A 12,778-nucleotide genomic window follows, 5' to 3' on the forward strand; every position below is an offset into this window, starting at 1 on the left:
CGTTCACGTTCGACCTTCCGAGGAGTTTGCCGTGTCCACGATCCACTGGATCGAGGCTCAACCCCGTTCCGCCCGCTGGCATTCTGAGTCCGGGCTGCCCCTGCCCCGACGGGTCGTCGTCGCCGACGACCGGATGAGGGCGGCCGTCGCCTACCGACTGGCCTGTGAGGGCACCGCGCTGTTGTGGCGGGGGGATTTCCAGAACGCGCGGCAGTTGTTGCGTGCCATGGACCGTCGTGTCCGTGGTGCCGCGCCCGGTTCGGCGGGGACGCCGGCCGAGACCTTTCATCTGTACCGGCGGTTTCGTGCTCACCGTGCGCGCGTGCTGGGCAAGTTGCTCGTCCTGCTGGAGGAGGACCACACCCTGGCGCTGCGCCGGGCGCCCGATGTGAGCCGGGCGTGTGTCGAGGCCTACGGGCCGTCCGATGGCCCGGTGGCCGTCGCCCTGACCGAACTGCTGGGCGTGATCAGTGCCCGGGAGTGGCGGGAGAACGGCGTGTACGTACCGGCGCTGGACGCTCGGATCCACCCGCACTACGGGGTGTTCGCGCCGACGAGGAGTGAGTACGTCGACCTGGTCGCGCGGGCGCCGTTGCCGGGCCCCGGCATGCGTGCGGCGTTCGACCTGGGTACCGGCACCGGAGTGCTGGCCGCCGTGCTCGCCCGGCGGGGTGTCCGGCAGGTCGTCGCCACGGATGTCAGTGCCCGGGCGCGGGCCTGTGCCCGGGACAACGTACGGCGGCTGGGGCTCGGACAGGCGGTCCGCGTCACCGGGCCCGGGCTGTATCCCGATGGTCGCGCCGGCCTGGTGGTGTGCAACCCGCCCTGGATCCCGGCCCGTCCCGCATCCGACCTCGACCTCGGCGTCTACGACGCGGGCGGCGGCATGCTCCACGGCTTCCTCGACGGACTCGCCGGCCGGCTGGAGCCGGGCGGCGAGGGCTGGCTCGTGCTGTCCGACCTGGCGGAGCGCCTCGGGCTGCGCACCCGGGCCGAACTGCTGGCCGCCATGGAGGCGGCGGGGCTGCGGGTCATCGACCGTCTGGACACACGCCCGCGCCACGCGCGCGTGCGCGACAGGCATGATCCGCTGCACGCCGCACGGGCCGCCGAGGTCACGTCACTGTGGCGGCTGGCCGTCCCCTGATCCGCACCGGCCGGAAGAGCGGGGGTCCGGCGGGCATCCGCGAACGCGGCTGCTGCCGGATCCCCCGCCGGCCGGTTCTCAGGTGCCGAGGTCCTCGAAGGCGCGGTAGTCCAGCCAGCCCTTGATGCCGCCGTTGAGGTGCTTGCCGTAGTACCAGGTGATGCCGGACTTCTTCGTCTTGCAGTAGACGCGGAAGGGCGCGCCCCCGAAGAGCTCTTCCTTGTTCTTGTACTTGTAGCCGGGTCCGTCCTGGATGACGGAGCGGCTCTTGAAGGTGTTGGTGACGTTCCAGGTCTCGTCCCTGACGTTCTTCGTGCACGCGGACGAGCCGACGGCCGAGGCGCTCGGCGCCGCCAGCAGGGTGCAGCCGAGCGCGGTGGTGACGATGGCGGCACCGCTGACCAACGTCTTGCGGAGGGGAGTAAGGGGCATGCGGATTCCAGTCGTTCGTGCTTCGCGGCCGTCAACTCGACCGCTGTGATCACAGGTTGATCATCCTAGGGGTGGTTGCACGACGACTCGGTCCGACAGCCGCGCGAAGCGCCCTCGGTGGAAGAGCAGCGGTCCGTCCGGACCGTCGGGCGCGCCGAGGGCGTCCACCCGGCCGACCACGATGAGGTGGTCGCCGCCGGTGTGGACGGCGTGGACCGCGCAGTCGATCCAGGCGACCCCACCCGACAGGCGCGGCGAACCGGAGACCGGCGCCGCGTCGTACGCCACCCCCGCGAACTTGTCCGCCCCGCTCACCGCGAAGGCACGGCACAGCTCGCTCTGGTGGGCTCCCAGGACGTTCACGCAGAACACCCCGGCCCGGGCGATACGAGGCCAGGTCGTCGACCCGCGGCCGACCATGAAGGCGACCAGCGGCGGGTCGAGGGAGAGGGACGTGAAGGACTGGCAGGCGAAGCCGGCGGGTGAGTCGGCGGGGGCGGCGGGGGGTGCCGTGATCACGGCCACGCCCGTCGCGAAGTTTCCCAGGACGCGGCGGAAATCCGCCGGGTCGACGGGCGCGCGCTCGTCCTCGCCGACGCACCGCAGCTCGGGGCGCGGCAGCGCTTCGACGGGCTCCGGGGCGGGTGGTGTGCGGACCGACCTCAGGTAGCGGACGGCGGCTTCGGCCATTCCTGCTTGTCCCATCACACATGCCATTCAAGCTGACGCATCGTCAGATGGGAAGGCCGGTGTCGACGATCCTGAGCGGTCAGTGGCCCCGGTACACCGGGCTCCGTCGCTCCACGAAGCTCCGTACACCCTCCTGCGCGTCCGCCGTCGTCATGTTGATCTCCTGCGCGGCGGCCTCCGCGGCGAAGGCGGTGGCGCGGTCGGTGTCGAGGGAGGCGTTGACGAGCTGCTTGGTCAGGGCGAGGGCGCGGGTCGGGCCGGTGGCGAGGCGTTCGGCCCAGGCGCGGGCCGTCCGGTCCAGGTCGGCGTCCGGGACGACCCGGTTCACCAGCCCCAGCCGCGCCGCGTCGGCCGCCGTGAGCGTGTCGCCGAAGAACATCAGCTCCTTGGCGCGCTGCGGGCCGATGAGGCGGGGCAGGAGGTAGGCGCCGCCGGCGTCGGGCACCAGTCCGCGCCGTACGAACACCTCGATGAAGCGGGCGGATTCGGCTGCCAGGACCAGGTCGCAGGCGAACGCCAGATGCGCGCCGAGGCCCGCCGCCGTGCCGTTGACCGCCGCGATCACCGGCTTCTCGCAGTCCAGGACGGCGGCGATCAGACGCTGGGCGCCGGTGCGCAGGGTGCGTGCGACATCGCCGGCCACGCGTGCGGCGGGCGTGGCGGCCGTGGCCCGGAGGTCCGCGCCGGCGCAGAAGCCCCGGCCCGTTCCCGTGAGGAGGACCGCTCGCACCCCCGCCGACGCGGACGCCTCCGCCAGCAGCCGGACGATCTCGTCCCGCTGGCCGGGCGTGAGGGCGTTGAGGCTCTCGGGCCGGTTGAGGGTGAGGGAGAGGACGTGGCCGGCGGTGGTGTGCAGGACGGCGGGTTCCGTCATCGGCTGCACACCGCCAGCGCGTCCAGCGCCACCGCGCCCTGCCCCCGGGGCAGGACCATGAGCGGGTTGATGTCCAACTCGGCCAGCTGGTCCCCGAGTTCCAGCGCCATGCGCTGGGCGCGCAGGACGACCTCGACCAGTGCGTCCAGGTCCGCCGGCGGCCTGCCCCGGACCCCGTCGAGCAGCGTCCGCCCGCGCAGTCCGGCGAGCATGTCCCGGGCCTGCTCCTCGCCGAACGGCGGCACCCCCACGGCGGTGTCGCGCAGGACCTCGACGAGGACCCCGCCGAGCCCGACCGTCACCGTCGGCCCGAACAGGTCGTCGTGCGTGATGCCGACGACCATCTCGACGCCGGGCTCGACCATCTGGCAGACCAGTACGCCGTCCAGCGGGACGTCCTCGTAGCGGGCGATGTCGGTCAGCTCCCGGTAGGCGTCGCGGACCTGGCTCGCCGAGGTGAGCCCGATCTTCACCAGGCCCAGTTCGGTCTTGTGGGCGATCCGGGCGCCCGAGGCCTTCATCACCACCGGGTAGCCCACCAGCCCGGCCGCCCGTACGGCCGCCGCCGCGCTGGTCACCAGTTGCTCGCGCGGCACGCGGATGCCGTACGCCCGCAGCAGCTGCTTCGCCGCGTGCTCGCTGAGCTGCTCGCCGGGCCGCATCAGCGCCTGGGCCTTGCGGTAGGAGGGGGAGGGGGTGCGCGGGGCGTCGTCGAAGGGGGAGCGGTAGCCGGTCGTGAAGCGGTGGTGGGCGAGGTGGGCGCGGACGGCGGCGAGGCAGTTGCCGACCGTGCGGAAGGTGGCCACGCGGGAGGAGCCGAGCAGGACCTCGCGGTAGGCGGGCTCGGTGCCGACCGGTGAGCCCCACACCACGCACACCAGCTTGTCCGTCTGCTCCGCCGCGTCCACCAGGTCCCGCACGAGCCGGTCGCTGAGCGGGGGGAACGGCCCGGTGATCGGGCAGATGAGCACGCCCACCTCGGGGTCGTCGAGGATCGCGTCGATGATCTTCCGGCCGCGCCGGTCGCCCACCGGGTGACCGCCGTTGTCGACGGGGTTGGCGACGCCGAGGTACTCGGGTATCCACTGGTGCAGCTCGGCCTGTTTCGCCTCGGACAGGACCGGCAGCCGCAGGCCCGCCTCCGTCGCCAGGTCGGCGACGTGCGCGCCCGTGCCGCCGGAGATCGAGTAGACGACGACCCCGTCGGCGCGCGGCGGCCGGGCCCGGGCCAGCAGGGCGGCGGTGTCCTGGAGTTGGTCGAGCCCGTCGACGCGGATCACGCCGTACTGGCGCAGCGCCGCGTCCACCACCTCGTCGGCGCCGGTCAGTTTGCCGGTGTGGGAGGCGGCCGTGCGGGCGCCGGTCTCGGTGCGGCCCACCTTGACCGCGACGACCGGCACGCCGCGCCGGGCGGCCCGGTCGGCGGCGAGCAGGAAGGAGCGGCCGTCCTTCAGTCCCTCCAGGTAGCAGGCGATGGCGCCGGTCCCGGGCTGCTCGGCGAAGTAGGAGAGGAAGTCGGCGCTCTCCAGGTCGGCCTCGTTGCCGGTGGGCGCCCAGTGGGAGAGCCGGATGCCGAGTTCCTGGAGGGCGAAGACGGGGCGGCCCTGGTGGCCGGACTGGGTGATCAGCGCGATCGCCGGGCCCTGGAGGTCGTCACGGAACCGCTCGAAGGCGTTGAGGTTGGTGTTGGGGCCCAGCAGCCGCATCCCGGACCGCTCGACGGCGGCGGCCAGTCGCCGCTGGGCGGCCTCGCCCTCCGGCCCGGTCTCCGCGAACCCGGAGGCGAAGACGACCGCGAACCGCGCCTTGGCCTCGGCCAGTTCCTCGACCGCCGGGAGGGGGTCGCCGACCAGCACCACGGCCAGATCGACCTGCTCGGGCAGGCCGGCGACGGACGGGCAGCAGGGTATGCCGAAGACGGACGGGCGGCTGGGATGCACCGGATACAGCCGGGCCCCGACCCGCCCGGCCCAGTCGGCGAGTTGCCGTGTGACGCCGGTGTTGGGGCGCCCCTCGGCATCGGACGCGCCGATCACGGCGACGGACTGCGGGTGGAAGAAGCGGTCCAGGTCGGGTACGTCCGCGTGCAGCGGACGCCCGCTGACATCGAGGTCTCCCGTCTGGGCCGGCCTGCCGTGCACGACGGGCCCGGACCGCTCGCCACAGGCGATGGCCCGGGTCCGGCGGGAGTCGGTGGTGAGGGTGCCGTGGGTCGATCCAAGCATCGTTCCGCCCGCTCCTGTGAGACAGCCGCTAACTGACGCTCTGTCAGATTATCCGAACTGACGTGATGTCAGGAACGGTTGGGCGCCAGTGAAGTTGCCCGCCGGGCGCGCTGAACGTACGAGTACGGCGACGGTGCTTGCCGTTTCGTGGGCTGATCGGGTGAACCGGATTGGATCGGATGGATCGTGGCGGTGTATGCGCGATAGCACTGGAGCGAGCCCGTGAGCGGAGCGGGAGCGTCAGTGGCAAAGGACGATCGTGCGAGCGAAATCCCTTCTTGTTTCCCTGGTCGCGGCTGGTTCGGTGCTGGGCTTGGCGGGGGGTGCGCAGGCCGCGGCGTCGGGTGACGTCGTGGTCTTCTCCACCGAGCTGCAGCCCCTGGACGTCTACCGGGACCCGGAGGGCTGCCGGCAACTGCCCGCAGCCGCCCATGTGCTGTCGAATCTCACGGACCAGCCGGTGAAGATCTACAGCAACCCGTTCTGCCTCGGCCCCTCACTGGTGGTGCAGCCCGGGTACGGGACGCATGTGCCGGGCGGTGCGGGGTCGTTCTCGGCATAGTCCCCTTGATGGGGTCATCACGCCCCTAGCCCGGGAGTCGGGACACCGCCCCTGAGCCGTCCCGCGCGATGGCCTTCGCGATCTTCACCGCGTCGATCGCCATCTCGCGGAACATGCCGCTGATCGGGTTGGTGAAGCCGGTGAAGTACAGGCCCGGGGCGGTCCGCGGGCTGCGGGGGCCCTGGGCGACGGGCTTGCCGCGGGCGTCGAGTACGCCGAGGTGGCCGACGAGGCCCTCCAGGGCCCGGGTGTAGCCGGTGGCCGCGACGACGGCGTCCGGGGAGAGTCGGGTGCCGTCGGCGAGGACGACCTTGCCGTCCTCGAAGCCCTCCACGGCCGCCACGACCTCCACCCTGCCCTTGCGTACGGCGTCGATCAGGCCGATGTCCTGGACGGGTACGGCGCCCTCGGTGACCCGGGTGTAGAGGCCGGTGTCGGGGCGCGGCAGGCCCTGGGCGGACAGGTCGGGCATGCTCAGCCTGGCCAGCTGCCGGGCCATCCGGTCGACCAGGCCGACCGGCAGGTGCCGCGCCAAGACGCCCGAGTACTGCGCGGCCCAGCCCGCGGTGGAGCGGCGCAGGATGTGCGGGACGGTGCGGATGGACAGCCGTACCCGGGCGCCGCCGTCCGCCAGGTCCACGGCGATCTCGGCACCGGTGTTGCCGGCGCCCACGACCAGGACCTCGCGGCCGGCGAAGGGCTCGGCGTTGCGGTAGGCGCAGGCGTGCAGGAACTCGCCGGCGTAGGTGTCGCGGCCGGGCCAGTCGGGCACGCGGGGCGTGTGGTTGTAGCCGGTGGCGACGACGACCGCCGCGCCGGTCAGCTCCCGGCCGCCGGTGGCGTGCAGCAGCCAGCCCGTGCCGTCGGGCGCGCGCTCGATACGGGACACCTCGACGCCGGTGACGACTTCGAGCCGGTGGTGCTCGGCGTACTTCTCCAGGTACCGCACCACGTTGTCCCGGGACACCCACCGCCCGAAGCGGCGTGGCATCGGCAGCCCGGGCAGGGACGACAGCCGGCGGGTGGTGTGCAGGTGCAGCCGGTCGTAGTGGCCGCGCCAGGACGACCCGACGCGGTCGGACTTCTCCAGGACGACGGCCCGTATGCCCCGGGCCCGCAGCGCGTACGCGGCGGAGAGCCCGCCCGGGCCGCCGCCGACGACGTAGACGGGGCGGTCGGGTGTGGGGGGCGCGGGGGAGTGTGTGGGGGGTGTGGAGTCGGCCATGAGCGGGAGCGTAGCCACGGGCCTGCTTGATGGGTCTCGGTCAAGACCGGAATTGGTTTCGGATTGATCACGGCTGTAGGGGGACGGGGTGGAGCCGGTGGTGTGACGGGCCCGGTTGTGGCGAGCCGGTGATCATTCCTGACGTGCCGGGAGCAGAGGCCGAAGGACACGGGGCGCCACGGGAACAGCCGTCTGTGGGAGGGGTGTTGAGAGGACACCGAGGTGGAGACGGGAACGACCCCGCGAAGGAGACCGGAATGGCCCTGACCCGTGAAGAGCGTGAACAGTTCCTGGCCGAGCCGCACATCGCCGCACTCGCGGTCGACGCGGGGCCGGGCCGCGCGCCGCTGACCGTGCCCATCTGGTACCAGTACGAGCCCGGCGGCGACATCTGGATCATGACCGGCCTCGAATCCCGCAAGAACCAGCTGATCAGCGCGGCGGGCCGGTTCTCGCTCATGGTGGACCGGCTGGAGCCGACGATCCGCTACGTGTCGGTCGAGGGCCCGGTCGTCGACACGGCCCCGGCCACTCGCGACCAGCTCCGCGAGCTCTCGGCGCGCTACCTGCCGGCCGACAAGGTCGACGACTACGTCGAGTTCTCCCTGAAGAACGACGGAGACCTGGTGGTGCTGCGGATGAGGCCGCAGCGGTGGGTGTCGTCGGACCTCGGGCAGGTGTGAGGCGGGTGTGAGACGCCCTCCCGGGTGACAATCGGGGCATGGCAACGGATCTTCACGAGCTGCTGAGGTCGCTTCGGGTCTGGGACCCGCAGGTCACCCAACTGCCCCCCTTCGACCCGACGACCGCCCCCGCCGCCCCGCTGCCGCTCTTCGCCGAATGGTTCGCGGCGGCGGTGGCGGCCGGGCAGACCGAGCCGCACACCGTGTCGCTGGCGACCTCCGACGAGTCCGGCCTGCCCGACGTACGGACCGTCATGCTGCACGGCGCCGACGAGACCGGCTGGTCCTTCGCGTCCCACGCCGGCAGCCGCAAGGGCCGCCACCTCGGCGCCCGCCCGTACGCCGCGCTCTGCTTCTACTGGCCGGTCCTGGGCCGGCAGGTCCGGGTGCGCGGCCCGGTGTCGTCGGCTCCGTCCGAGGAGGCCCAGGGCGACCTCCACGCGCGCTCGACGGGCGCGCTGGCCGCGGCGCTGACCGGCCGCCAGAGCGAGATCCTGGGCTCTGTGGAGGAGCTGGCGCGGGTGTCCGAGGCGGCGTGGGAACGAGCCCGGAGCGAGCCGGATGCCCCCGTGTCGTCCTGGACCCTGTACCGGCTGCGGCCGGAAGAAGTGGAGTTCTTCCAGGGAGACGCGGCACGGCGGCACGTACGGCTCCGCTATCGGAGTACAGGGGAGGAGTGGACGCGGGAACTGCTGTGGCCGTGAACGGGCCCGGGCCTATCGCGTCTCGCGCAGCCCGAGAACGTAGGCCGCGGTGAGCGCCACGGCACGGTCCTCGTCCTGGGACAGCTCGGCGAGGGCATGTGCCGCCGTGCTTGACGGGATGTCCGCGAGCGCCTGTGTCAGCCGTCGACGTGCGGACGATCCGACGGCGTGGTCGGCGAGGCGGTCGACGAGCCCGGCAGCGATCCGGTCCGCCGCCGCGGGGCGATCCGCCAGCGCGCTCAGCGCATCGGCCGCGTCGACGTCGTTCGCCTCCTCGACGACCATGTCGATGAGCGTCGGGACCGCGTCGGCCACCCCGCGTGTCCCGAGCGCCACAGCCGCATACCTGCGGACCGCGATGTCGGGGTGCCCGAGGGCGTCCCGGAGCAGTGCGGTCGCCTCACCGTCCGCAAGCTCGGCGATCGACTCGACGGCACGCCTGCGCACCTCGGCCGCCGGTGAGCCGAGGCCCTCGGCCAGCAGCGCCAGTGCGCCGTGGCCCGATCGCGCCAAAGCCCACCGCAGGGCTCCGGCGACGTTCGGGTCGGTCTCGCTCAGCACCGCCTCGACCAGGGCTTCCACCGGCACCGGGACCTCGTCGCCCGAGGACAGGGCCGCACGTTGGCGCGTTCCGGCGCTCTTCGACCCCAACCCCCGAAGCAACGCGACGACGTGCAGGACGTCCTCCCAGTCGGAGGGTTCCGCCGCGCCGATCCTGTGGAGTCGCGTGAGCAGCTCCGTCTCCGCCGCGATGCGCTCTCGCGTCTGGCGGACGAGGCCGTCGACCAGCTCTGCGGGAGCGAAGCCGGGATCATCCAGCGCGCGCCTGACCTCACGCAGCGACAGCCCCAACGACCGCAGGCTCTCGATGTGGAAGATCCGCCGGACGTCCGCGCCGGAGTACTCGCGATAACCGGCATCGGTACGACCCGTCGGCCGCACCAGGCCGAGCGATTCGTAGTGCCTGAGCATGCGGGCGCTGACCCCCGACCGCCGGGCCACCTCACCGATCAGCACGGCCTGTCACCCCTCCTGGCCGGTCGCGCCGAGAGCCACGACGCGCTTCGCCTCCTCGATCGCGAACTCGAACCCGGCATCCGGGTCGCGGGACAGCCGTTCCGTGGCGAGCGCGTGCGCGCGCACGCGGGGGTCGGGATCCGCCGTCGCATCGTGCAGGACCGGCGTGATCACCTCACCGAGCGCGATCAGTGCCCGGCTGAGACTCAACCGCGTCTCACGCCCGCCGCGCCCCAGCTGTGTCACCAACACCCCGGCCAGCCCCGCCTCTTCACCCTCGGGCACGAGAACGACCGCCGCCCGCCAGGCGCTGCGCGCCACCTCGTCGTCGGCATCGGTCAGCAGCGCCCGTGTGATCGCGGGCCAGACCTGCCGATCCCCGATCTTGGACAGCGTGTGCAACGCCTGGCTCCGGGCCTGCGCACGCTCCGAGCGGAGCTCCCTGACAAGCCCCGGGACCGTCGTCGACGCCGGGTGGCGGGTGAGCGCCCAGGTCAGCATCTCGCGCACGGAGAACTCCGGCTCCCTCGCGCATCGTTCGATGAGCTTGCCGACGAACCGCGGGTCAGGCGCCGTGCCGGCGGCCAGCGCCGCCCGCAGCCGCACGGACGGGCTGCTGTCCTCCAGGCCTCGGAGACCTCTCATCGGGATCACCTCCTCGCCCCAGTGAAGGCCTTGTCACCGTGTCAAGGTCAAGCGGGTGCGGTTCGCGCGGTGGACCCGGTGGACCCGGTGAAGTCGTACACCGCGAAGTCCGCCACCGCCCGGTACCCGATGCGCTGGTACAGGCCGTTGCTGGTCGGGTTCGACAGGTCCGTGAAGAGGAGCACCTCCTGCACTCCGGCGGCCAGGGCGGCGCGGCTGACCTCGGCTGTGGCGGCGCCCGCGTAGCCTCGGCCGCGCAGAGGGGACGGGGTGTAGACCGCGGAGACGCGCACCTGGCCGGCGACCTCGGGGGTCGTGTCGGCCATGGCGGCGGGGGTGCCGTCGGGGATCTCCCAGAACGTGATGCCGCCCCGCTCGATACGGGCGTCCGCCCACTCGGCGGCGTCCTGGAAGACGCCCGAGCCGGCGGCTGCGACGAACTCGTCGTGCCAGCGGATGAGGAGCTCCCGGTCCGCCTCGCCGGCGATGCGCGGCCGGCCGGGCGGTAGGGGACGGGGCACGGTCAGGGTGCCGAGCCGGTAGAGCCGCTGACGCTGCCCGAGCGCGATCGTGGCGCCCGTGTGCCGCTGCCAGGCCTCGGCGAAGTCGGTGGCGGTGTCGTGGTCGGCCTGCACGCCGGGCAGGCGTCGGCCGAGGGCGGCCAGCCGCGCGGCCAGCGCATCGGCGTCCTCGGCCGTCAGGGCGGTGAGGTTCAGCCGGTGCGGTGGTGTGCGGAAGAACGTCGCCCGGACCGTGCCGTCCTGTTCCAGCACGCCGAACTCCGGTGTTCCGTCGCCGTAGACGTGCAGCCCGCGCGTGCGCAGGGTCTCCGTGACGGTCAACGGGACGGTGTGCAGGGCCGGTTGGGAGCGGAGGAAATCGCCGGCGCGAGTCAGGAAGGCGTCGAGGTCCTGGGTGAGATGCCAGTGCCAGTCGTCGGTGCGCATGCCCCATGATGCCGCCCGCGCCCGGCTCGGCTCCTCCGAATTACGCCCCGGGCCCACGGCCCGCATCCGATTCCGGAGCCGATTCCGCGCCCGGTTCCGGATCCGTGGCCAGGCGGGCGTGCAGGTGGGCGTTCCGGAACGCGTCGTGCCGGCCCTCCTCGAAGATCGCCCCGCGCAGGGTCCCCTCGTACGCGAACCCGCACCGCTCGGCGACCCGGCAGGAGGCCTCGTGGCCGACGGCGTGGTCCAGTTCCAGCCGGTGCAGGCCGAGTTCGGTGAGGGCCCAGCGGGCGGCGAGCAGCAGGGCCCGGGTGGCGACGCCCTGGCCGCGGGCCTCGGGGAGCACCCAGTAGCCGACGCGGGCGACCTTCACGTGGTACTTGATCTCATTGACGCCGATGTGGCCCAGGGCGATGCCGCTGCGGGCGTCCGCGATCCGGAACGACATGGATGTGCCCTCCGTCGCGCTCTGGGCCCGTGCGAGCAGCGACTCCCGGGCGCTCGTCCGGTCCGTGACCAGCCTCAGCGGAGTGTTCCAGCGCCGGAACTCCGGGTCCCGCATGCCGCGCAGCCAGGTCTCGACGTCGGCGCCGGACGTGGCGTCCCAGGGGCGCAGATGGAGGCCGTGGCCGTGGATTTCCGGGAGGGGGCCGGTCAGGGACCGGTCGGGTATGGGGGCCATGGGGCCATTCAAGCGCGTGGGGCGGCGCCGTTCACCCGTCGGCCGCGCATGACACCACCCGGAACACCGGGATCCCGTCCCGGAACACGACCTCCAGCTCCGCCCCGGCGGACAGCTCCCCGGCCGTCGGTTCTCCCGCCGATGGTTCCGCCGCCCCCACGACCTCCGTCATCATCCGCGGCCCCTCGGCGAGGTCGACCACGGCGGCGACGTACGGGGTGCGTTCCGCGAAGGGCGGCAGATCGTTGCGGTGGACGACGGACCAGGTGTAGAGGGTGGCGCGGCCGCTCGCGGGCTCCCAGGCGACGTCCTCGCTCCAGCAGTGGGGGCAGAACTCGCGCGGATAATGATGGGCCCGGCCGCAGGCCCGGCAACGGCGGATCAGCAGCCGGCCCTCGGCGGCCGCGTCCCAGTACGTCCGGGTGAAGGCGTCCGGCTCGGGCAGGTCGAACCGCCCGGCCATCAGAACAGCCCCAGCGCGCTGTCGAGCGACCAGGTCTGCCAGGACATGCCGAACAGCCCGACCACCGACATCAGCGCCATCATGGAGTTCTGCCCCTGCTCGGCGACTTCGTGGATCATGAGGGTGAAGTAGAGGGCGTTGAGGAGGAATCCGCCGACCAGGGCGACCGGAGTGAGGAAGCCGGTGATCAGACCCAGTCCGAGCGCGAGTTCCGCGTAGACGACGACGTACGCCATCGCGCGCGGGTGGGGCGCGACGACCGTGTCGAAGCCCGACCGTACGGCGCTCCACCGGTGCTTGGCGGCTATCCCGGCCGCCCACGCGATGCCGGTGCCGCGTGCGAACCAGGCCTTGCGGTCCTTGTGCCGCCAGCTCTCCAGCCACCACAGCCCGAGCCCGATCCGCAGCACGGCCAGCCATTCCGCTCCGCTGAGCCAGATCGTGTCCATGCCCATGCTCCCGCGTCGACGCCGCCCGACACT

15 protein-coding genes are annotated in these 12,778 nt (G+C 72.7%); 4 read left to right on the plus strand and 11 right to left on the minus strand.

Annotated features, from left to right (window positions below; translation table 11 throughout):
- Window positions 1-31 precede the first annotated feature (31 nt).
- Complete coding sequence (locus tag ACFZDA_RS09825; protein ID WP_391077585.1) at window positions 32-1,147, plus strand: methyltransferase; 1,116 nt, start codon at window positions 32-34, stop codon at window positions 1,145-1,147.
- A 78-nt stretch (window positions 1,148-1,225) separates the two neighbouring features.
- On the opposite strand, the gene ACFZDA_RS09830 is transcribed toward ACFZDA_RS09825, so the two are convergent.
- The 4 genes from ACFZDA_RS09830 to ACFZDA_RS09845 form a co-directional block, all read right to left on the minus strand.
- A complete protein-coding gene (locus ACFZDA_RS09830) occupies window positions 1,226-1,579 on the minus strand; it encodes a hypothetical protein (RefSeq protein WP_391077587.1) in 354 nt (117 codons plus the stop codon).
- Window positions 1,580-1,639: 60 nt separating this feature from the next.
- Entirely contained in the window at window positions 1,640-2,269 is a 630-nt protein-coding gene (locus tag ACFZDA_RS09835) for a flavin reductase (RefSeq protein ID WP_391077590.1), read from the minus strand.
- Between the two features lie 79 nt (window positions 2,270-2,348).
- Window positions 2,349-3,143, minus strand: coding sequence for an enoyl-CoA hydratase-related protein (locus ACFZDA_RS09840; protein WP_391077594.1), 795 nt, complete (start codon window positions 3,141-3,143; stop codon window positions 2,349-2,351).
- Window positions 3,140-5,368 carry an acetate--CoA ligase family protein gene (locus ACFZDA_RS09845; protein WP_391077598.1) on the minus strand — a complete coding sequence of 743 codons (2,229 nt, stop codon included), beginning with the start codon at window positions 5,366-5,368 and terminating at the stop codon, window positions 3,140-3,142. Before ACFZDA_RS09845 ends, ACFZDA_RS09840 begins: the two co-directional genes overlap by 4 nt.
- 259 nt (window positions 5,369-5,627) lie before the next feature.
- Here ACFZDA_RS09845 and ACFZDA_RS09850 point away from each other — a divergent pair, with 259 nt between their 5' ends.
- Window positions 5,628-5,930 carry a hypothetical protein gene (locus ACFZDA_RS09850; protein WP_391077601.1) on the plus strand — a complete coding sequence of 101 codons (303 nt, stop codon included), beginning with the start codon at window positions 5,628-5,630 and terminating at the stop codon, window positions 5,928-5,930.
- A gap of 25 nt (window positions 5,931-5,955) precedes the next feature.
- Here the strand turns inward: ACFZDA_RS09850 and ACFZDA_RS09855 are convergent, their stop codons facing one another.
- Complete coding sequence (locus ACFZDA_RS09855; RefSeq protein ID WP_391077605.1) at window positions 5,956-7,155, minus strand: NAD(P)-binding domain-containing protein; 1,200 nt, start codon at window positions 7,153-7,155, stop codon at window positions 5,956-5,958.
- Window positions 7,156-7,412: 257 nt separating this feature from the next.
- Between ACFZDA_RS09855 and ACFZDA_RS09860 the strand changes: the two genes are divergently transcribed.
- Both ACFZDA_RS09860 and ACFZDA_RS09865 read left to right on the plus strand, forming a co-directional pair.
- On the plus strand, window positions 7,413-7,838 hold the full coding sequence (locus ACFZDA_RS09860) for a pyridoxamine 5'-phosphate oxidase family protein (protein WP_391077608.1): 426 nt from the start codon (window positions 7,413-7,415) through the stop codon (window positions 7,836-7,838).
- Window positions 7,839-7,876: 38 nt separating this feature from the next.
- Window positions 7,877-8,542: a pyridoxal 5'-phosphate synthase gene (locus ACFZDA_RS09865; protein WP_391077611.1), complete on the plus strand. Its 666-nt coding sequence runs from the start codon at window positions 7,877-7,879 to the stop codon at window positions 8,540-8,542.
- Window positions 8,543-8,554: 12 nt separating this feature from the next.
- Here ACFZDA_RS09865 and ACFZDA_RS09870 read toward each other — a convergent pair whose 3' ends face one another.
- From ACFZDA_RS09870 to ACFZDA_RS09895, 6 genes are read right to left on the minus strand one after another with little or no spacing between them, the layout of a single operon-like run.
- Window positions 8,555-9,559, minus strand: a complete 1,005-nt coding sequence (locus ACFZDA_RS09870; protein ID WP_391077614.1) for a HEAT repeat domain-containing protein — start codon at window positions 9,557-9,559, stop codon at window positions 8,555-8,557.
- Window positions 9,560-9,565: 6 nt separating this feature from the next.
- Window positions 9,566-10,204 (minus strand): HEAT repeat domain-containing protein, encoded by a 639-nt coding sequence (locus tag ACFZDA_RS09875; RefSeq protein ID WP_391077617.1) that lies wholly within the window; start codon window positions 10,202-10,204, stop codon window positions 9,566-9,568.
- Window positions 10,205-10,251: 47 nt separating this feature from the next.
- Window positions 10,252-11,151: a GNAT family N-acetyltransferase gene (locus ACFZDA_RS09880; protein ID WP_391077620.1), complete on the minus strand. Its 900-nt coding sequence runs from the start codon at window positions 11,149-11,151 to the stop codon at window positions 10,252-10,254.
- Between the two features lie 40 nt (window positions 11,152-11,191).
- On the minus strand, window positions 11,192-11,833 hold the full coding sequence (locus tag ACFZDA_RS09885) for a GNAT family N-acetyltransferase (RefSeq protein WP_391077622.1): 642 nt from the start codon (window positions 11,831-11,833) through the stop codon (window positions 11,192-11,194).
- Between the two features lie 31 nt (window positions 11,834-11,864).
- On the minus strand, window positions 11,865-12,296 hold the full coding sequence (locus ACFZDA_RS09890) for an OB-fold domain-containing protein (RefSeq protein ID WP_391077625.1): 432 nt from the start codon (window positions 12,294-12,296) through the stop codon (window positions 11,865-11,867).
- Window positions 12,296-12,745: a DoxX family protein gene (locus ACFZDA_RS09895; RefSeq protein ID WP_391077628.1), complete on the minus strand. Its 450-nt coding sequence runs from the start codon at window positions 12,743-12,745 to the stop codon at window positions 12,296-12,298. The genes ACFZDA_RS09890 and ACFZDA_RS09895 overlap by 1 nt, the downstream gene beginning before the upstream one ends.
- Window positions 12,746-12,778: the final 33 nt, after the last annotated feature.

Source organism: Streptomyces sp. NPDC007991 (assembly GCF_042958445.1).
Lineage (GTDB): Bacteria > Actinomycetota > Actinomycetes > Streptomycetales > Streptomycetaceae > Streptomyces.

Bases quoted from the DNA above. Each gene is read 5' to 3' on its own strand.
- ACFZDA_RS09845 (WP_391077598.1), bottom strand. From the start codon at position 5,368: ATGCTTGGATCGACCCACGGCACCCTCACCACCGACTCCCGCCGGACC.
- ACFZDA_RS09830 (WP_391077587.1), bottom strand. From the start codon at position 1,579: ATGCCCCTTACTCCCCTCCGCAAGACGTTGGTCAGCGGTGCCGCCATC.
- ACFZDA_RS09835 (WP_391077590.1), bottom strand. From the start codon at position 2,269: ATGGCCGAAGCCGCCGTCCGCTACCTGAGGTCGGTCCGCACACCACCC.
- ACFZDA_RS09885 (WP_391077622.1), bottom strand. From the start codon at position 11,833: ATGGCCCCCATACCCGACCGGTCCCTGACCGGCCCCCTCCCGGAAATC.
- ACFZDA_RS09865 (WP_391077611.1), top strand. From the start codon at position 7,877: ATGGCAACGGATCTTCACGAGCTGCTGAGGTCGCTTCGGGTCTGGGAC.
- ACFZDA_RS09895 (WP_391077628.1), bottom strand. From the start codon at position 12,745: ATGGACACGATCTGGCTCAGCGGAGCGGAATGGCTGGCCGTGCTGCGG.
- ACFZDA_RS09890 (WP_391077625.1), bottom strand. From the start codon at position 12,296: ATGGCCGGGCGGTTCGACCTGCCCGAGCCGGACGCCTTCACCCGGACG.
- ACFZDA_RS09855 (WP_391077605.1), bottom strand. From the start codon at position 7,155: ATGGCCGACTCCACACCCCCCACACACTCCCCCGCGCCCCCCACACCC.
- ACFZDA_RS09875 (WP_391077617.1), bottom strand. From the start codon at position 10,204: ATGAGAGGTCTCCGAGGCCTGGAGGACAGCAGCCCGTCCGTGCGGCTG.
- ACFZDA_RS09840 (WP_391077594.1), bottom strand. From the start codon at position 3,143: ATGACGGAACCCGCCGTCCTGCACACCACCGCCGGCCACGTCCTCTCC.
- ACFZDA_RS09860 (WP_391077608.1), top strand. From the start codon at position 7,413: ATGGCCCTGACCCGTGAAGAGCGTGAACAGTTCCTGGCCGAGCCGCAC.
- ACFZDA_RS09880 (WP_391077620.1), bottom strand. From the start codon at position 11,151: ATGCGCACCGACGACTGGCACTGGCATCTCACCCAGGACCTCGACGCC.